Origin of the sequence: Massilia sp. TWP1-3-3, assembly GCF_049897805.1 — a bacterium.
In the GTDB taxonomy this organism is placed as follows: domain Bacteria; phylum Pseudomonadota; class Gammaproteobacteria; order Burkholderiales; family Burkholderiaceae_D; genus Telluria_A.
In genome coordinates, this window is the sequence record NZ_JAFCWX010000002.1 from 30,810 (window position 1) to 48,780 (window position 17,971).

At 62.1% G+C, this 17,971-nt stretch carries 15 protein-coding genes and 1 pseudogene; 7 read left to right on the forward strand and 9 right to left on the reverse strand.

The annotated features are described in order from the left end of the window. The first annotated feature begins 14 nt into the window (after positions 1 to 14). The 4 genes from ACP7D4_RS01855 (at position 15) to katG (ending at position 4,728) form a co-directional block, all read left to right on the forward strand. Entirely contained in the window at positions 15 to 815 is an 801-nt protein-coding gene (locus ACP7D4_RS01855; protein ID WP_426101616.1) for an SDR family oxidoreductase, read from the forward strand. Between the two features lie 19 nt (positions 816 to 834). Then, a complete protein-coding gene (locus tag ACP7D4_RS01860; protein WP_426101618.1) occupies positions 835 to 1,233 on the forward strand; it encodes a dihydroneopterin aldolase in 399 nt (132 codons plus the stop codon). Beyond that, positions 1,230 to 2,147: a tRNA 2-thiocytidine(32) synthetase TtcA gene (gene ttcA / locus ACP7D4_RS01865; protein WP_426101620.1), complete on the forward strand. Its 918-nt coding sequence runs from the start codon at positions 1,230 to 1,232 to the stop codon at positions 2,145 to 2,147. Before ACP7D4_RS01860 ends, ttcA begins: the two co-directional genes overlap by 4 nt. Positions 2,148 to 2,475: 328 nt before the next feature. After that, on the forward strand, positions 2,476 to 4,728 hold the full coding sequence (katG, locus tag ACP7D4_RS01870; protein WP_426207623.1) for a catalase/peroxidase HPI: 2,253 nt from the start codon (positions 2,476 to 2,478) through the stop codon (positions 4,726 to 4,728). A gap of 128 nt (positions 4,729 to 4,856) precedes the next feature. Here the strand turns inward: katG and ACP7D4_RS01875 are convergent, their stop codons facing one another. Continuing rightward, the gene (locus ACP7D4_RS01875) at positions 4,857 to 5,306 is read right to left on the reverse strand and encodes an outer membrane beta-barrel protein (RefSeq protein WP_426207768.1); all 450 of its coding nucleotides are present in this window, start codon (positions 5,304 to 5,306) and stop codon (positions 4,857 to 4,859) included. On the opposite strand from ACP7D4_RS01875, the pseudogene ACP7D4_RS01880 reads away from it, so the two are divergent. Beyond that, positions 5,242 to 5,406, forward strand: a pseudogene (locus ACP7D4_RS01880) (tRNA 2-thiocytidine(32) synthetase TtcA); the annotation flags it as partial. The gene ACP7D4_RS01875 and the pseudogene ACP7D4_RS01880 sit on opposite strands and share 65 nt — an antisense overlap. A gap of 214 nt (positions 5,407 to 5,620) precedes the next feature. Here ACP7D4_RS01880 and ACP7D4_RS01885 read toward each other — a convergent pair. Both ACP7D4_RS01885 and ACP7D4_RS01890 read right to left on the reverse strand, forming a co-directional pair. Continuing rightward, entirely contained in the window at positions 5,621 to 6,106 is a 486-nt protein-coding gene (locus tag ACP7D4_RS01885; protein ID WP_426207624.1) for an outer membrane beta-barrel protein, read from the reverse strand. A gap of 149 nt (positions 6,107 to 6,255) precedes the next feature. Beyond that, entirely contained in the window at positions 6,256 to 8,016 is a 1,761-nt protein-coding gene (locus ACP7D4_RS01890; protein WP_426207625.1) for a M14 family metallopeptidase, read from the reverse strand. A 150-nt stretch (positions 8,017 to 8,166) separates the two neighbouring features. Here ACP7D4_RS01890 and ACP7D4_RS01895 point away from each other — a divergent pair, with 150 nt between their 5' ends. Then, positions 8,167 to 8,577 (forward strand): MAPEG family protein, encoded by a 411-nt coding sequence (locus ACP7D4_RS01895; RefSeq protein WP_426207626.1) that lies wholly within the window; start codon positions 8,167 to 8,169, stop codon positions 8,575 to 8,577. A 55-nt stretch (positions 8,578 to 8,632) separates the two neighbouring features. Here the strand turns inward: ACP7D4_RS01895 and ACP7D4_RS01900 are convergent, their stop codons facing one another. From ACP7D4_RS01900 to hppD, 3 genes are all read right to left on the reverse strand, one after another. Further along, on the reverse strand, positions 8,633 to 9,028 hold the full coding sequence (locus ACP7D4_RS01900) for a DUF3224 domain-containing protein (protein WP_426101630.1): 396 nt from the start codon (positions 9,026 to 9,028) through the stop codon (positions 8,633 to 8,635). A gap of 98 nt (positions 9,029 to 9,126) precedes the next feature. Further along, positions 9,127 to 12,681 (reverse strand): indolepyruvate ferredoxin oxidoreductase family protein, encoded by a 3,555-nt coding sequence (locus ACP7D4_RS01905; protein WP_426101632.1) that lies wholly within the window; start codon positions 12,679 to 12,681, stop codon positions 9,127 to 9,129. Positions 12,682 to 12,703: 22 nt separating this feature from the next. After that, positions 12,704 to 13,855, reverse strand: coding sequence for a 4-hydroxyphenylpyruvate dioxygenase (gene hppD, locus ACP7D4_RS01910; protein WP_426207627.1), 1,152 nt, complete (start codon positions 13,853 to 13,855; stop codon positions 12,704 to 12,706). Positions 13,856 to 13,981: 126 nt separating this feature from the next. Between hppD and ACP7D4_RS01915 the strand changes: the two genes are divergently transcribed. Beyond that, entirely contained in the window at positions 13,982 to 14,491 is a 510-nt protein-coding gene (locus ACP7D4_RS01915) for an Lrp/AsnC family transcriptional regulator (protein WP_426101885.1), read from the forward strand. Positions 14,492 to 14,692: 201 nt separating this feature from the next. Here the strand turns inward: ACP7D4_RS01915 and ACP7D4_RS01920 are convergent, their stop codons facing one another. The 3 genes from ACP7D4_RS01920 to ACP7D4_RS01930 all read right to left on the reverse strand — a co-directional run bounded on the left by ACP7D4_RS01920 (position 14,693) and on the right by ACP7D4_RS01930 (position 17,951). After that, the gene (locus ACP7D4_RS01920) at positions 14,693 to 15,328 is read right to left on the reverse strand and encodes a GNAT family N-acetyltransferase (RefSeq protein WP_426101887.1); all 636 of its coding nucleotides are present in this window, start codon (positions 15,326 to 15,328) and stop codon (positions 14,693 to 14,695) included. 125 nt (positions 15,329 to 15,453) lie between these two features. Next, positions 15,454 to 16,974 carry a DAHL domain-containing protein gene (locus ACP7D4_RS01925; protein WP_426101636.1) on the reverse strand — a complete coding sequence of 507 codons (1,521 nt, stop codon included), beginning with the start codon at positions 16,972 to 16,974 and terminating at the stop codon, positions 15,454 to 15,456. Continuing rightward, entirely contained in the window at positions 16,971 to 17,951 is a 981-nt protein-coding gene (locus ACP7D4_RS01930; RefSeq protein ID WP_426207628.1) for a cytochrome-c peroxidase, read from the reverse strand. Before ACP7D4_RS01930 ends, ACP7D4_RS01925 begins: the two co-directional genes overlap by 4 nt. Positions 17,952 to 17,971 lie beyond the last annotated feature (20 nt).

Consider the following 17,971-nt stretch of genomic DNA (forward strand, 5'->3'; position numbering starts at 1 on the left):
CGCATCGACAAAATATGCACGACAAAGCGGACGAACAAGCGGACGAACAAGCAATCGCAAACGCGCGCGTGGCGCTGGTGACCGGCGCCGGCAAGCGCATCGGGCGCGCCATCGCGCTCGGGCTGGCCAAGGCCGGCTGGGACGTGGCCGTGCACTACCGCGCCTCGCACGAGGACGCGCGCGCCACCGCGGCGGGCGTCGAGGCGCTTGGCCGGCGCGCCGCGCTGGTGCAGTGCGACCTGAGCGACGAAACCGCCGTGCGCGCGCTGCTGGGGCGCGCGAGCGCCGCGCTGGGCCCGGTGCTCTGCGTGGTGAACAACGCTTCCCAGTTCGAGTACGACAGCGCGGCCGATTTTTCGCCCGCGCTGCTGGCCGCGCACATGCAGGCCAACGTCAGCGCGCCCATTTTGCTGGCGCAGGCGCTGCACGCGGCCACACCAAGCGGCGGCCAGGCCGTGGTCATCAACCTGCTCGACCAAAAGCTGTACAACATGAATCCCGACTTTTTGTCGTACACCCTGTCCAAGGCCGCGCTGCACACGGCCACCACGATGCTGGCGCAAGCACTGGCGCCCACCGTACGCGTGGTGGGCGTGGCGCCCGGCCTGACGCTGGTGTCGGGCGAGCAGACCGAAGGCGGCTTTGACAAGGCGCACCAGGCCACGCCGCTGGGCCAATCAAGCAATCCGCAAGACATCGTCGACGCGGTCTGCTACCTGGCCGGCGCGCGCGCCGTGACCGGCACCACCCTCCTTGTCGACGGCGGCCAGCACCTGATGCCGCTGCCGCGCGACGTGATGTTCCTGACCAAATAAACCAACACGAAAGAAAATTATGTTATCCGCACTGACCCACCCAAGCCTGCAAGACTGCCGCCGCCTCTTTTTGCGCAACTACGAAGTGATGGTCAACATCGGCGTGCACGATTTTGAGAAAAAGGGCGAGCAGCGCGTCCTGATCAACGTCGATCTGTACATCCCGCTGGCGCTGTCCACGCCCAAGGATGACCACCTGGACGAAGTGGTCGATTACGACTTCATGCGCGTGACAATCGCCAACCGCATGGCGCAAGGCCACGTGCATTTGCAAGAGACGCTGTGTGACGACGTGGTGCGCGCGATGCTGGCCCACCCGAACGTGCGCGCGGTGCGGGTCTCGACCATGAAGCCGGACGTCTATCCGGACTGCGAAGGCGTGGGCGTGGAAGTATTCCAGATCAAGGAAGCAGCATGAGCGAGGCGGCTGTGATGGCACAGGGCGCAGTGCAGCGTAGCGACGACAAGCTCGCCTACGAAAACAACAAGCTGCACAAGCGCCTGTGCCGCCTGGTCGGCCAGGCGATCGGCGACTTCAACATGATCGAAGACGGCGACAAGATCATGGTGTGCCTGTCCGGCGGCAAGGATAGCTACGCGCTGCTCGACATCTTGATGACGCTGCGCGAGCGCGCGCCGATCAATTTCCAGCTGATCGCGGTCAACCTGGACCAGAAGCAGCCGAACTTCCCGGCCGATATCTTGCCGGCCTACCTGACCCGCCTGGGCGTGCCTTTCCATATCGAAAACCAGGATACCTACAGCATCGTCAAGCGCCTGATCCCGGAAGGCAAGACGACCTGTTCGCTGTGCTCGCGCCTGCGGCGCGGCATCCTGTACCGCGTGGCTGATGAGCTCGGCTGCAACAAGATTGCGCTGGGCCACCACCGCGACGACATCCTTGAAACCTTCTTCCTGAATATGTTCTTCGGCGGCAAGCTCAAGGGCATGCCGGCCAAACTGGTCTCGGACGATGGCAAGCACATGGTGATCCGCCCGATGGCGTATGTAAAGGAAGAAGATTCGACCCGCTACGCCGAGGTCAAGCAGTTCCCCATCATTCCGTGCGACCTGTGCGGCTCCCAGGAAAATTTGCAGCGCAAGCAGATCAAGGCCTTGATGCGCAAGTGGGAAAACGAGCACCCGGGCCGCGTGGAGAGCATTTTCTCGTCGCTGTCGACGGTGGTGCCGTCGCACCTGATGGACCGCGACATGTTCGGCTTCAAGGATATGAAGGCCGATGGCGTGGCCAGCCCGCTGGGCGACATCGCCTTCGATGAAGAGCCATGCTCGACGCCGGTGATGGGAACCATTTCGCTGCAGCAGGTTTAAGCCAGCAATTTCAAGCCACCGCCACTTCAAGTTGCCGCAATCGCAGGTACCGCAATTGCGCCACTTGCGGTACCCGCTTGCGCACACCACGCTGACTTTCGCCCAACGATAGCGATTACCTATGCCGCATATTTGAATGATCAATTATGCCAATTGGGAAGATGTCGCTATGCTCCAAAGGCTGTGCCAAGCACACATACTTTTCCATGCACGAAAACCAGCAGGGCATGAGTTCTTATCGTGATCGATCGCGCCAGACGAGCGTGTAGTCAACCTGATTTCCCCTGCCATTTACATTAGCAATTTATTGCGAAAACCGGAGTCCGACATGAGTACCGAAACGACCCAAGCGAAATGCCCCTTCAGTGCAGCAGCGGGTGTTGGAACGACCAACCGTGACTGGTGGCCGCAGCAATTGCGCCTTGATCTGCTGCATCAACACTCCGCCAAGTCCGACCCCATGGGCGGGCAATTCAACTATGCCGAGGCGTTCAAGAGCCTCGACCTGGCGGCGCTGAAAAAAGACCTCACCGCCTTGATGACCGACTCCCAGGATTGGTGGCCGGCGGACTTCGGGCACTACGGCGGCCTGTTCGTGCGCATGGCCTGGCACAGTGCCGGCACCTACCGCATCGGCGATGGCCGGGGTGGCGCTGGCCGCGGGCAGCAACGCTTTGCGCCACTGAACAGCTGGCCGGACAATGTGAGCCTGGACAAGGCACGCCGCCTGCTGTGGCCGATCAAGCAGCAATACGGTGACAAGATTTCATGGGCAGACTTGATTGTACTTACCGGCAACGTCGCCTTGGAAAGCATGGGCTTTACCACCTTCGGCTTCGCCGGCGGGCGCCAGGATGTGTGGGAGCCGGACCATGATGTCTATTGGGGTCGCGAGACAAAATGGCTGGGCGGCGACGTACGCTATGCGACTGGTTCCCCGGGAAGCGCGGAGGCGCACGGCGTACTCGTCAAGGACGATGACAGCGAAGTGCCCCACACGCGCGACCTGGAAAATCCACTGGCCGCAGTACAGATGGGCTTAATCTACGTGAACCCCGAAGGCCCGGACGGCAAGCCCGACCCGCTTGCGGCCGCCTTCGATATTCGTGACACCTTTGCGCGCATGGCCATGAATGATGAAGAGACCGTGGCCCTCATCGCCGGCGGACACAGCTTTGGCAAAACCCATGGCGCGGCTCCCGCCGAGCACGTTTCGCATGAGCCTGAGGCAGCCGGTCTCGAAGCCCAGGGTTTCGGCTGGAGCAACAGCTTTGGCAGCGGCAAGGGCGGCGACACCATCACCAGCGGCTTGGAAGTAACCTGGACCAAGACGCCTACGCAGTGGAGCAACAACTTTTTTGAAAACCTGTTTGGCTTCGAGTGGGAACTGACCAAGAGCCCCGCCGGCGCGCACCAGTGGGTAGCTATCGGCGGTGAAGGCCTGATCCCGGATGCACATGACCCGACCAAGCGGCACCGCCCGACGATGCTCACCACCGACCTCGCTTTGCGCGTGGACCCGGCCTATGCATTGATTTCGCGCCGCTTTCTGGACAACCCCGACCAGTTTGCCGACGCCTTTGCGCGCGCCTGGTTCAAGCTGACCCACCGCGACATGGGGCCACGCACGCGCTATCTCGGCCCCGAGGTGCCGGCGGAAGAACTCATCTGGCAGGACCTGATCCCTGCACTCGACCACGCGCTCGTCGACGAAGCCGACGTCGCGGCCTTGAAGCAAACCGTGCTGGCATCGGGCTTGACGGTGTCCCAGTTGGTTTCGACGGCATGGGCGTCGGCGTCCACCTTCCGGGGCTCGGACAAACGCGGTGGCGCGAACGGCGCGCGGCTTCGCCTGGCGCCCCAAAAAGACTGGGCCGTCAACCAGCCAGAACAACTGGCCACCGTATTGCAGGGGCTGGAGCAGATCCGCGCCGATTTCAACGCCGCACAGACGGGTGGCAAGAAGCTGTCGTTGGCAGACTTGATCGTCCTGGCCGGTAACGCAGGCGTGGAGCTGGCAGCGCAGCATGCCGGCCACGTGCTTGGCATCGCGTTCGCTCCCGGCCGGATGGACGCCTCGCAGGAGCAGACCGATGTTGCCTCGTTCAATCCACTCGAACCGATCGCCGATGGTTTCCGGAATTACCAAAAGACGCGCTATAGCGTACCGGCGGAAGCCTTGTTGATTGACCGCGCCCAACTGCTGACCTTGACGGGTCCGGAAATGACGGTCCTTGTCGGCGGTCTACGGGTGCTGGGCGCCAATGTCGGCCACAAAACCGAGGGCGTGTTCACCAACCGGCCGGGCACCTTGAGCAATGACTTCTTTGTCAACCTGCTGGACATGCGCACCGAGTGGAGCGCTGTCTCGGCCGCAGGCGAGCAGTTCGCAGGGCGCGACCGCAAGACGGGCGAAGCGCGCTGGACGGCAACGCGGATCGACCTGGTTTTTGGCTCGAACGCGCAGTTGCGCGCCATCGCGGAAGTGTACGCAGCTAGCAATGCCGAGAAAAAGTTCGTCCATGACTTTGCAGCTGCGTGGACAAAGGTGATGAATCTCGACCGTTTCGACATCGCGTAGGGCGCGCTGGCGTTTGCCACTTGGCCGGTCGGCGTGCGTTAAGCTGGGTCGGCCAGGTAGCCCTTACACCGCTTGTTACTGACGTAAAAAAACCCGCCGAAGCGGGTTTTTTTACAGGCATCAAGCAATTAGAACTTGAACACGATCGCAGCAACTGCGCTGGTCGAATCGCTGCTTGCTTTCTGGAATTCAACGCGACCAGCAATGGTTGGGCTGAAGTTGTAGCCCAGACCGATGCCATACAGCGCGCCGGAGGTATCTTCCGTAGCGCTGCGGCTGCTTCCACTAGCCTTGGCGTCGATGCGGTTGTAGCCCAGACGGCCGAACACGTTGAAACCGTTGCCCAGTGGCAGAGTAGCAATACCCGACAAGGACATCTGGTTCAGCTTGACGTTGACACCAGGAGCGGCATCAAAGTCGGCCAGGCGGGCATAGCCCACTTCCAGACCGTAGGTTTCGTTGAACTGATAACCAAGAAACAGGCCAGCGCCGGTTTCACGGTCGTAACCGTCGACCTCGCTGTCGACGGTGGTGCCGTCGCACCTGATGGATGCGAACTTGTTTGGCTTCAAGGACATCAAGGCTGACGGGGTGGCCAATCCGTTGGGGGACATCGCTTTTGATGAAGAGCCGTGCTCGACGCCGGTGATGGGGACCATATCGCTGCAGCGGGGTTAAGCCCGCAGCAGTACTCCAATTGCAGTGCGATTGCAGCTTGCTCGCCAGGCCAGTCGCGCGGCTCAGGATCGCTTGCCCAAAAGTAGAAAACAGCGCCGGACATCGCGCGCAACGCTGACTCCAGATGAAACGGTTTACCACCGCTTAATAAAAAATGCCGTTCAGTCTGCGCTGAACGGCATCACCGCCGAAACGGGTTTTTTAGATAACGCTATTAAAATGCGAACAACACGGCAGCGGTGACGATGTTAGCGTCGCTGACTGGACGCTGGTACTCAACGCGACCCGTGATCATTGGCGTGAATGCATAGCCTACGCCTACGCCGTACAGGGCGCCGGAATCCAGATCCGCCGTCAGCGAACCGCCGGTAACGTTACGCTTGGCATTGATGTCGTTGTAGCCAACGCGACCGAAGATATTGAAACCATTGCTCAATGGCAGCGTGCCAACAACCGACAGGTGCGTTTGCTTCACTTTGAACAGGTCAAACTTTGCCTGACGGTAGCCGCCTTCGATTGCCCAGTTTTCGTTGAAGCTGTAGCCGGCGAAAACGCCAGCGCTGGTTTCCTTGTCGTAACCGTCAACGTCGACGCTGCCGACATCGACGCCAGCGTACACGTGAGGGGTAGCGGCGGACTGTGCGAACGAAGTCGATGCCAGCAGGGTCAGGGCCGAAGCAATGATGATTTTCTTGAACATGATGTTGCCTTTTGAATATGTGAATAGAAGCGGTCAATCACTCGTATTGACCGAGGGTCCACATTATTACATGAAAATGGAACACAGAAATATTGCCCGTGGTTCAATTCGATAGAGGTTTACTTCGATTTTTGCACTATTGCGGGGCGTCAAGGCGCCACGGCGGTGCGCATGACCGGATATAAACTGTAGCGTTCATCCCACGATTCGTGAAGCCGGGCGAAAAATTCCAACCGCGCCGCAGCGCTTTTGGCGAAGGCCGGGTCGGTATCGAGCCGGGACTGAAAGCGCGCCGCCAGCGCCGGGTCGGCCGCCAGCATCGCGCGCGCGACGTCTTCGGCCACGTAATCCTCCATGTATTCCTTGCGCTCGAAAGCATTGTTAAAGTTGCCCCACGCCACCATTGAATCGGGCGCCAGCGGTTCGAACAGCGCCAGCACCAAGCGTGCCTTCGGTTGGCCGACCGGCACAAACAGCGAGCCTTTGGCCAGCGTGCGCGGTTCGGCCTTCCACTGTCCCGCCAGCGCCAGGCGCTGGTGCGCTTCGACCGAGCCGGCGCCAAAGGTGGCTTTCTCGGCGCGGAAGGTCTCGACGGCGAAACTGTCCTTGCTTGCGACCAGCGTGCGGAAGCTGATCCCGTGCAGCTTGAGCTTGGCGCTCACCATCGCCGCCTGCGCCGGCGGTACCACGTAGCCGGCCAGGGGCGCGCGCGCCATCGCGTCAGGCACGATCTCGTCGCGCACCGGCACGCGCCAGATTTGCGGGCGCGTCTCGTCGTAGCGCGTCATCAGCTGGCCCGATACTTCGGACGGGGTGCGGCTGTAGGCATAGCCGCGAAAGTCGATCATGCGCACCTTGTCGGTCGTCTTGTAGGTCAGCGGCAGGTCGGCCCCGGCCAGCTTCGCAGCGCGCGCGTCGGCCTGCAGCGTGGCTTGGCGCCATGCGGTGCCGTGCTCGGCCACCTGCGCCAGGATAGCCACCACCGCGTTGCGCGTGACGCGCACGCGCGTGGCGTAATCCTTCCAGGAGTGGGTCTCAACCAGCATGGCCAATCGGTTGCGCAATGGGAAGTAGCCGGTCGAAAAACGCGGGTCCGACACGCCGTCGGCAAAGCCCGACGCTGGATTGTCGGTGTCGACAAAGGACATGTAAAACGGCTGCGGCATCGAGCCTTGCGCCGTAATATCGGCCAGCACGCCGCTGCGCAGGGCCAGTCCGATCTGGCGCAGCTCGCTGTCGGCCGAATGCACCGGCTCGACCTGGATCGAGACGTCGTGCTCGAACTTGGCGCCGTCGGTCACGTGCAGGTCGATGTAGGCCAGCGGGTCCCAGGCGTTGACCAGGTTGAGCATGGCTTGCATCTCGGGTGAGTCGGCCTTGGCGTAGTCGCGGTTCAGGTTGAAGTTCTGCGCGGTGGTGCGCCAGCCCATCTCGACAGGGCCGCGCTGGTTAGGGCGATTCCACTTCTTGAAGCGCTCGTGGCCATCGATGTTAAAGACCGGGACAAAGAGCAGCACCTGCTTGTCCAGCGCGCCGGGCGCGGCGCGGTTTTCGAGCACTTCGCGCAGCGCCAGAAAGCCGGCATCCTTGCCGTCGATCTCGCCGGCGTGAATGCCGCCTTGCACCAGCACCACCGGCAAGGCTCGTTTGGCCGCCGCCTGCGCCGTCATGGCGCCGGTGCGGGTGACCACCAGCGCCTTCATGGGTCGCCCTTCGGGCGTGGTGCCAAAGTCGATACAGCGCACGGCCTTGGGATAGGCCACCTGGAACGCGGCGCACAGCTTGATGACTTCGTCGTAGCGGCCGGTCTGCACGAACGCGGAACGCTCGGCGACCGTCTTGAGGTAGGGCGCGGCATGGGAAAGGGGAACGGCGCCCAGCAGGGCAAGCAGCAACGCAGAACGGATCATCGGTAAGGCTCCGGCAAGAAAGGATCGCCATGCGCGGTACGCACGGCTGACCAGAAATTATAGTCGGCTTTTACCGTGAATATTGCGACATCTTTGCTATCCTGTGCCGGTCCGCCGGACGCAATGCCTGACATGACAACGAGGATGACAATGATGACGACAATGACGCTGACAACCGAACTGATGATCCTGGGATGGACCGTGGTGCTGGCGCTGGTGCAGATTATGCTGGTGGCGACGCTGCGCACGGCCGAAACAGGCCTGACTTACAACATGGGACCGCGCGACGCGGCGGCCCCGCCACCGCGCCCGGTCACGGCGCGCATGCAGCGCGCCCAGGCCAACCTGTTTGAAACGCTGCCGCTGTTTGCCGCGGCGGTACTGATCGCGCATGTGGGCGGGCGCGAAGGCGAGCTGACCTTGTGGGGCTGCTACGCTTACCTGGGCGCGCGCGTACTGTATGTGCCGCTGTACGCGTTTGGCGTGCCGGTGGTGCGCTCCCTGGCGTGGGGCGTGTCGCTGGCCGGGCTGGTGATGGTGCTGGCCGCGATTTTGAAGTGAGCGCTGCTTAATCGAGCAATCAATCGAGCCATCAATCGAACAGTCAATCGAACAGTCAATCGAGCGTGTAGTCGATCTCGTAGAAATGCTTGCGTTCGACGATTTCGATCTTGAGCTTGCCCTCGATGCCGAACAGGTCGCCCGTGCCGGAGCCGGGAACGATGGCGATGGCCAGGTGGCTGGCGCCGTTGTGCATGGTGCCGTTGTGCTGTAGTGCGAAACTGCCGCTGCGCCCGTGCAGGCTGCCGGTGACGTGTTCGATGGCCACGTAGCCGGCCGAGCCGGCGGCTGGGTTGCCGGCCGAGAGCATCTCGCCCTGGCCGGTGCCGGTAAAGTCGCCGCTGTACTGCTTGTCCATCAGCATGCGCCCGACCGCAAGGCGGCCTGCCCCCTCGCCTGCTGGGGGCGGGACCATGACGAGGTCGAACGTGCCCTTGGCAACTTGATTCATATTGTCTCCGTAAAAGTTAGCGCCACAAAAAACGTAGGGCGGGAATGCGCTAACGCTTTTCCGCCCTACGTTACTACTTACGCGCCCTACGTTACTACTTACGCGGCCCGGTGTTCTCCGCTTGGTGCGCCAAAATTGGCCAGCAAGCTCGCTTCCTTCGACTTGGCCGCCTTCAGATGACGCTCCTTCACGTGCCCGTAACCGCGGATATCTTCCGGAATGCTGGCAATGGCCACAGCCTGCGACAAATTGTCCGCATTCAGTTTAGCCAGCAAAGCACCCACGGTCGCCTGATACTCCTTGATCAGCGCACGCTCCATCTTGCGCTCGGCCGTGTAGCCAAACACGTCGAACACGCCGCCGCGCAGACCCTTGAACTTGGCCAGCACGCCGAACGCCTTCATCATCCACGGTCCGAACTCCTTCTTGACCAAATGCCCTTCGGCGTCGGTTTTGGAGAACATCGGCGGCGCAAGATGGAACTTTATAGTGTAGTCGCCTTCGAACATGTTGGCAATCTTTTCGGCAAACGCGCCGGTGGTGTACAGGCGCGCAACTTCATATTCGTCCTTGTACGCCATCAGCTTGTAGTAGTAACGCGCCACCGCTTCGGTCAGGCGCGTGCCGCCGCCCAACGTGGCTTCCTTGGCGCGCACCTGGTCGACAAACACCTTGTACTGGTTGGCGTAAGCGCCGTCCTGGAATGCAGTGAGCAGTTCCACGCGCTTTTTGATGATGTCGTCCAGCGTCTGCGTGCGCTTGAATTCGATCACCTTGGCCGGCGTCGTCATCTTGACCAGCGACGCCAGGTCGTGCGCGGCCGTACGGCCCCAGTTGAACGCCGTCTTGTTGAAGGCGACCGACACGTTGTTGAGCTCAATGGCGCGCAGGATCGACGCTTCCGTCAACGGCACCTGCCCTTTTTGCCACGCATACCCGAGCATGAACATATTGGTGGCGATCGAGTCGCCCATCAGCGCGGTGGCAATCTGGCCGGCGTCGACAAAGTCCACCAGTTCAGCACCGCAGGCCTTGACGATTTCCGCTTGCGACGAGGCGCCCGGGAACTGCCAGTTCGGGTTCTTCACAAAAGCAGCGGTCGAGGAACCGGTGGAATTGATGGCCGCGTAGGTGCGCCCGTCGCCCATGCGCGACAAGGCGTCGCGGCTGGCGGTGACGATCAGGTCGCAGCCGATGACCAGGTTGGCGCTGCCGGTGCCCACGCGGGTCGAATGCAGGTCCGACTGCTTGTCGGCCAGGCGCACGTGCGACATGACCGGGCCGCCCTTTTGGGCCAGACCGCTCATGTCGAGCACGATCGCGCCCTTGCCTTCGACGTGGGCGGCCATCGCCAGGATCTGGCCGACGGTGACCACACCGGTGCCGCCGATACCGGTGATCAGGATGCCGTACGGCTCAGCCGTGCTCTTGAGCGCAGGCGTTGGCAGCACCGGCGGCGCAGCCTCGGTATTCGCAGCCTTTTTCGGCTTCTTGAGCGCCCCGCCTTCAACCGTCACGAACGACGGGCAAAAACCGGTCACGCACGAAAAGTCCTTGTTGCAGGACGACTGGTTGATCTGGCGCTTGCGCCCCAGTTCCGTTTCCAGCGGCTCCACCGAGAGGCAGTTCGATTGCACCGAGCAGTCGCCGCAGCCTTCGCACACGGCCTCGTTGATGACGGCGCGCTTGGCTGGGTCCGGGTATTCCTTGCGCTTCCGGCGGCGCCGTTTTTCAGACGCGCAGGTCTGGTCGTAGATCATCGCCGACACGCCCGGGCATTCGCGCAGTTCGCGCTGCACTTCCATCAGTTCGGAGCGGTGACGCACCGTCACGCCCGGCGCCCAGTTATAGTCGTCCGGGTATTTGTCCGGTTCGTCGGTGACGACGATGATCGGACCCACGTTTTCGGCCGCGATCTGGCGGCTGATCATGCCCGGGTCAAGCGGACCGTCGAACACCTGGCCGCCGGTCATGGCGACAGCGTCGTTAAACAAAATCTTGTAGGTGATGTTGACCTTGGCCGCCACCGCCGCGCGGATCGCCAGCAAACCCGAGTGGAAGTAAGTGCCATCCCCCAGGTTGGTGAACACGTGCTTTTCATCGGTGAACGGGGCCTGGCCGACCCAGGTGACGCCTTCGGCGCCCATGTGGGTGAAGGTCGACGTTTCGCGGTCCATCCACAGCACCATGTAGTGGCAGCCGATGCCGGCCAGCGCGCGCGAGCCTTCCGGCACCTTGGTCGACGAATTGTGCGGGCAACCGGAGCAAAAGTACGGCGTGCGGTCGGTCTCGGGATTCGGCTTGAGGCTCGAACTTTTCAGCACCAGCTCCTTGGCTTCCAAAAACGCGATGCGTTCTTTCACCCGCTGCTCGACCGGGTGGCCGGCGCAGTAGTGCGAGATGCGGCTGGCAATTGCGCGCGCGATCAGGGCCGGGTTCAATTCATAGGTGGCCGGCAGCAGCCAGTCGCCGTGGCCGGTGCCGCCCTTGTTGGCCCATTCGCCCGTGTCGTCGAACTTGCCGACCACGCGCGGACGCTGGCCGTCAGGCAGGTTGTACAGCTCTTCCTTGAGCGCGTATTCGAGGATCTGGCGCTTTTCTTCGACCACCAGGATTTCGTCCAGGCCCTTGGCAAATTCGTGCACGCCTTCCGATTCCAGCGGCCAGGTCATGCCGATCTTGTACAGGCGGATGCCGATGTCGGCCGCGTCCTGCTCGTCGATGCCAAGGTCGGCCAGCGCCTGGCGCGTGTCCAGGTAGGACTTGCCGGCGGTGATGATGCCGATCTTCGGCTTCGGGCTGTCCCAGATGATTTTGTTCAGCTTGTTCACGCGCGCATACGCCAGGGCGGCGTACCACTTGAAGCTGTTCATCCGCACTTCCATATCGAGCACGGTGTCGGGCCAGCGGATATTTAGGCCCCCTTCCGGCAGCACGAAGTCGGTCGGCAGTTCGATCTTGACGCGGTCCGGGTCAAAGTCGACCACGGCGCCGGACTCGATGATGTCGGTCACGCACTTCATCGAGACCCACAATCCCGTGTAGCGGCTCATGGCCCACGCGTGCAGACCATAGTCGATGTATTCCTGCACCGACGCCGGGTACAGCACGGGAATCCCGCAGGCGTTCAGGATATGGTCGGACTGGTGCGCGGTGGACGAGGACTTCGCGGCATGGTCGTCGCCAGCCAGCACCAGCACGCCACCAAACTTGGCGCTGCCGGCATTGTTGGCGTGCTTGAAGACGTCGCCGCAGCGGTCCACGCCCGGTCCTTTGCCGTACCACATGCCAAACACGCCGTCGTATTTGGCGTCTTCAAACAGATTGGTTTGCTGGGTGCCCCAGACGGCGGTGGCGGCCAGGTCTTCGTTGATCCCGGGATGGAACTTGACGTGGTGCGCGTCGAGGAATTTTTTCGCCTTCACCGCCGTCATGTCGACCGACGTAACAGGCGAGCCGCGGTAGCCGGTGATGTAGCCGGCGGTATTCAGGCCGGCGGCCAGGTCGCGTTCGCGCTGCATCATCGGCAGGCGGATCAGCGCCTGGGTGCCGGTCATGAAGGCGCGGCCGCGCTCCAGGGTCCATTTGTCGTCGAGCGAAATGGCGTGTTCAGGCTCGGCTTGCAGCTTGGACGGGTCGAGAGGTGCGTTCATGTCTTGTCTCCGGTGCTGCCGCTCAGGCAGCTGTTTTTGTGGTGTTCTCTGTTGCAGTGTCTACCAGCACGCCGCGCTTGATCTGGTCCAGTTCAATCGACTCGAACAGTGCGCGGAAATTGCCTTCGCCGAAACCCTGGTCACCCTTGCGCTGGATGATCTCGTAGAAGATCGGTCCAATCACGGTCTGGGTAAAGATCTGCAGCAGCAGTTCGCGTTCGGTGTCGCTGCTGTGGCCATCGACCAGGATGCGCAGGCGGCGCAGCTCGTCGAGGTTTTCGCCGTGACCGGGCAGGCGGCGGTTGATCAACTCATAGTAGGTTTCGATCGTATCCTGGAACACGATGCCGGTGTCGCGCAGCTGCTGGACCGACTGGTAGATGTTGTCGGTACCGAGCGCAATGTGCTGGATGCCTTCGCCGTGGTACTCGTCGAGGTATTCGGCGATCTGCGACTTGTCGTCGGACGACTCGTTGATCGGGATGCGGATTTTTCCGCATGGGGACGTCATCGCCTTCGATTTGAGGCCCGTCAGCTTGCCTTCGATATCGAAGTAGCGCACTTCGCGGAAGTTGAACAGGTTCTCGTAGAACTCGGCCCATTCCTTCATGCGCCCGCGGTGCACATTGTGGGTCAAATGGTCGATGTAGGTCAGGCCGTTGCCGACCGGGTTGGCGACTGCGCCCGGAATGGCGACAAAGTCGACGTCATAGATGGAGATGTCGCCGATGGTGCCGATGGTTGCGGAACCCGCGCCCGGGTTGGCGCCCTTGCCGCGCCAGCGGTCCACGAAATACAGCAGCGAGTCGCCTACGCCCTTGATGGCCGGGATGTTCAGCTCCATCGGGCCGGTCTTGTTGTCAAAGCCCCAGGCGCCCAGTTCCAGCGCGCGCTTGTAGGCAAAGGCGGCGTCTTCGACGCGGATCGCAATGGCGCACACCGACGGGCCGTGCGTGCGCGCGAAGCGCTGCGCGAACGAGTCTTTTTCTGCGTTGATGATGAAGTTGATGTCTCCCTGGCGGTACAGGGTCACGTCCTTGTGACGGTGGCGGGCGATGGCGGTAAAACCCATCTGTTCGAACAGCGCGCCAAGCGCTTTTGGATCGGGCGCGGCGTACTCGACAAACTCGAATCCATCGGTCCCCATCGGGTTGTCCCAAGGCGTAAATTGCATCACAGTCTCCTCATTTTATTAGGGCACAGTATAGTCTGGAGGCCCCGGCATTAAATTTCAAACCATGCCCACGCCGGCGCAATTTGAGCAATATAATTGCGTCAGAAATGAGAATTTGGAGAGATGATGTCAAAAATTGAGCTGGATAAAACAGATCGCAAAATTCTTGCAATTTTGCAGCAGGACGGCCGGCTGTCGAACCAGGACGTGGCGGACCGGGTGAGCCTGTCGCCGTCGCCGTGCCTGCGGCGCATCAAGCGGCTCGAGGAAGCGGGCGTGATTCGCCAGTATGTGGCGCTGCTCGACCCGGCGCAGATCGGGCTCGGGCTGCTGGCGTATGTGAACGTGCGGCTGGAAAAGCACAGCGAAGCGTCGAGCAATGCGGCCGGCGCGCGCCGGGCCACCAGTTCGCCGCATGCGGACTTTGCCTCGTCAGTGGCGAACTGGCCGGAAGTGGTGGCCTGTTATGCGATGACGGGAGAAATGGATTATCTGCTCAGGGTGCACGTGGAAGACATGGACCACTTTTCGCGGTTCATGATGCAGACCTTGCTGAGCCATCCGGCGGTGGCCGATGTGAAGTCGAGTTTTGCGCTGCAAAGGATCAAGGATACGACGGCGCTGCCGCTGATGTGACAGTGCTGCCGTGAGGACGTCGAAACGTAGGTCGGATAAGCGTGAGGACGTCGAAATGTAGGTCGGATAAGCGTCAGCGCAATCCGACAGGCGTCACGTTGACGCATGTCGGATTGCGCTGACGCTTATCCGACCTACGTTCCATCGCTCGATCAATCCGTCACACCGCCCCCGCGTGCGCGAGGGCGATGTAAAAGGTCGTTACCGCCCCATCCCGAAAAACTTCAGCGCAAAGCGCTTGTTCGCCTTCAGGTTGTAATCAATCGTGGCCACCTGCTCCTCGATCGCTTCCTGCAGCATGGTACCCGGATTGGCCGGCAGCAAACGCAGGTAGGCATCCGCCTCGCCCCGGTCGCGCTGGATTTCCATTCCGGCTTTCTTGGCGATATGCATCATCGTCTGGTTCGACGACAAACAATGCATATACAAGGTATCCACATCCGAATTGCGGCAATGAATCGCCGCCCGCTGGAACAGCTTGGACCCGATCCCCATCCCGCGCGCCGAGGCCGACACCGACACGCCAAACTCGGCAATCCGGGCCTTGCTCGTGTGGGCGCCGCCGGCCAGCACTTGTTCCTTGGGGGCAAATGCCAAGTGCCCGACGGCCACCAGCTTGAACACGCGGTTGTACACGCCGTAGACCGTGTCGCGCGCGAAATCGATGCGGTCCACGTACGACTGCACCAGCTCGTCAGGCAACTGACTGCCAAAACGCAGTAAGCGGTCACTGTCGGCCAGACCCAGAAAGTGCTTCGACATGCGGCGCCGGTCGCGTTCTTCAAGCTGCTTGACCAGCACCGCGCGCCGCTTACCCCCGCCGTCCGGCCTGCCCATGAAGCGGTTCACTTGCACCGGCAATGACATTTTGAACATGTTACCCTCCTGCTATTGTGCATCGCACCAATTGATTCATTGTAGCGTAATAGCAGGGACGTTTTGGAATACGGGCTCTAGTGAATTCAGCTTGGCAAGGCGTCGGTGTCGGCCAGCCGTTCGTTCCAGCGCGCCTGCACGCTCACGCACATCCGGTTTTTTCCTTCCTGCTTGGCCAGGTACATGGCCTGGTCGGCGTCGGCCAGCAAAGCTTGCGCGCCGCGCGCCAGGCCACGCGGCCCGTGCGCGCTGGAGATGCCGATGCTGGCCGAAATGGTCACCGGGTGCCCGGCGGCGTTGCCAATGCCGCGGATCTGGTCCAGCGCCAGCTGGCCCACGCGCTCGGCGCCGTCGCGGTCGCGCACTTCTTCAAGCAGGATCACGAATTCGTCGCCGCCCAGGCGCGCCAGCACGTCTTCCTTGCGCAGCTTGTCCTGCACCCGGCGCGCCACTTCCTGCAGCACCACGTTGCCGGTGGCGTGGCCGAAGGTGTCGTTGACGGCCTTGAAGCCATCCAGGTCGATGAACATGACGACCACGCTGCCGTTGCGGCGCGCCGCCCGCAGCAGCGCCCGGTCCAGCAGTTGCGTGAACTGGCCATAGTTGATCAAGCCCGTGAGCGTGTCGTACATGGCCAGCTTTTCCAGTTGCTCGGTCTTGCTTTCCAGCGCGGCAGTGCGCTCGGCCACGCGCAGCTCCAGCGTTTCATTCGCCTTTTTCAAGTCGCGGTTCACGCTGTTGATGATCACGTAGCTGCGCCGCAGCCGGCGCGCAAAAAACACCAGCAGCAACAGCAGCAGGCCCGAATAGGCGAACAGGTAGCCGCGGTAGCGCTGGCGTTCCAGCTGCACCTGGTCGAACGACTTGTCGAACAGCGTCGCCAGGCGTTCCATGGTTTCGGCGCTGGCGGTGTTGTCGATCTGGCGTTCCAGGTTATTCTCGAGCTCGCGGTAGCGCAGGATGGCGCGTGCATGGCCGGCCAGTTCGTCGACCCGCTCGCGCACCGTGGGCGAAAACCAGGCGCGCAGCACCAGCATGGCGCCGATATTGCGATCGATGCGCTGGCCGAGCGGCGGGTCGGGCACCAGGTTAAAGCGCAGCACGTCGGTCAACAGCGTATTGAGCGCGGCGTCCAATGCCAGCACCGTGCGTGCCGGCACCAGCGCCGACTCGAAGCCGCTTATTTCAGTCTTGAGAATGGTGATCGCGGGCGGCACGAAGACCAGCGAATTGCGCAGCACCGCGTTCTGGCTCTTGAACTGCTCGACCAGGTCCTCCTTTTCCTGCATCGCGCGCACCAGCTCCTGGTAGACCACGCCCGCCTCGGCGCCATGCGTCATCGGCAGCGCTTGCGCGATCTGCTCCTGCAACTGGTGCATGCGCGCCAGCGGTGCGGTCAAGGGATCGTAGTCGGAATTAAGACCGATGTGCGAGCGCAAAATGTCGACGTTCCAGCCGGCGTCGAGTTTTTCAAGCTCGCGCAATTCGAGCGTCACGCGATTCTGGGCGTCGATGTCGATGGCTCGGGTGCGGTTGAACAGGTAGCCCAGCGTAACCGACAGTGTCACCAAAAGGGCAATGACGGCGATGCGCCGGCCGGTTCTCACGGCGCAGCTCCACGCGGGGGCAAAACTTCGCCGTTCAGCGTTTTCAGGAAGGCGACGATCAGCGCCTTGTCGGCGCTTGAGGCATCGCGCCCGAGCTGGTACTTGAACATGGCGTCGACCGCTTCGTCGAGCGTGTTCACCGAACCGTTGTGGAAGTACGGTGCCGTCAGCGCCACGTTGCGCAGGCTGGGTACGCGCAGCATGCGGCGGTCCGCCTCGCGCCCGGTCAGTTCGAACCGTCCCTGGTCGGCGGCGATGAGCGCGCCCGCAGCCGGCTCGCGCATGGCGCCGAAACGCTGGTACATATTGCCGCCCACGTTGATGCCCTGGTGGCAGCTGACGCAGCCAAAACTCTTGAATTTCGCGTAGCCGTTCTTTTCGTCGACCGAGATGGCGGCCCGCTCGCCACGCAGGTAGCGGTCAAAGCGCGACGGCGTGTTCAAGGACTTGAGGTAGTGCCCGAGCGCGTCCTTGAGGTTTTCGGCCTTCGCCTCGGCCCCGTACACGGCCTGGAACTGCTTCGTCATCGCCTCGTCGCCGGTCAGGCGCGAGGCGACCATGACCCAGCTCGAGGCCAGCCCGGTGGGCCGGCTGATCACGTGCTCGAGCAAGCCATCGATGGTGTTATGGCGCCCGGTCCAGGTCTGGCGGAAGTTGAAGGTGCTGTTGTAGACGGTGGGCGTATTGAAGCGGTTGGCCACGCCCCCGGCGCCCAGCGACAGCGCGCGCGTATCGGCCCCGCCCCGATGGAGCTGGTGGCAACTGGCGCAGCTCTGGTTATTGTCGCGCGAAAGGCGCAGGTCGTAAAACAGCGCGCGTCCGAGCGCGGCGCGGGCCGGATTGGCGCCGCTCGCCTGCGGCAACGGCCGGATCGGTTCGCCCAGCAAGGGCTGGGCGAGCGCGCCGCCGGTGACCAGCATACCGAGCAACCCGAGCCTGCCCAGAATGCATAGTGCGAAACGCAAGGTGGACGACATGCAATCGCCTTCCATGGCAA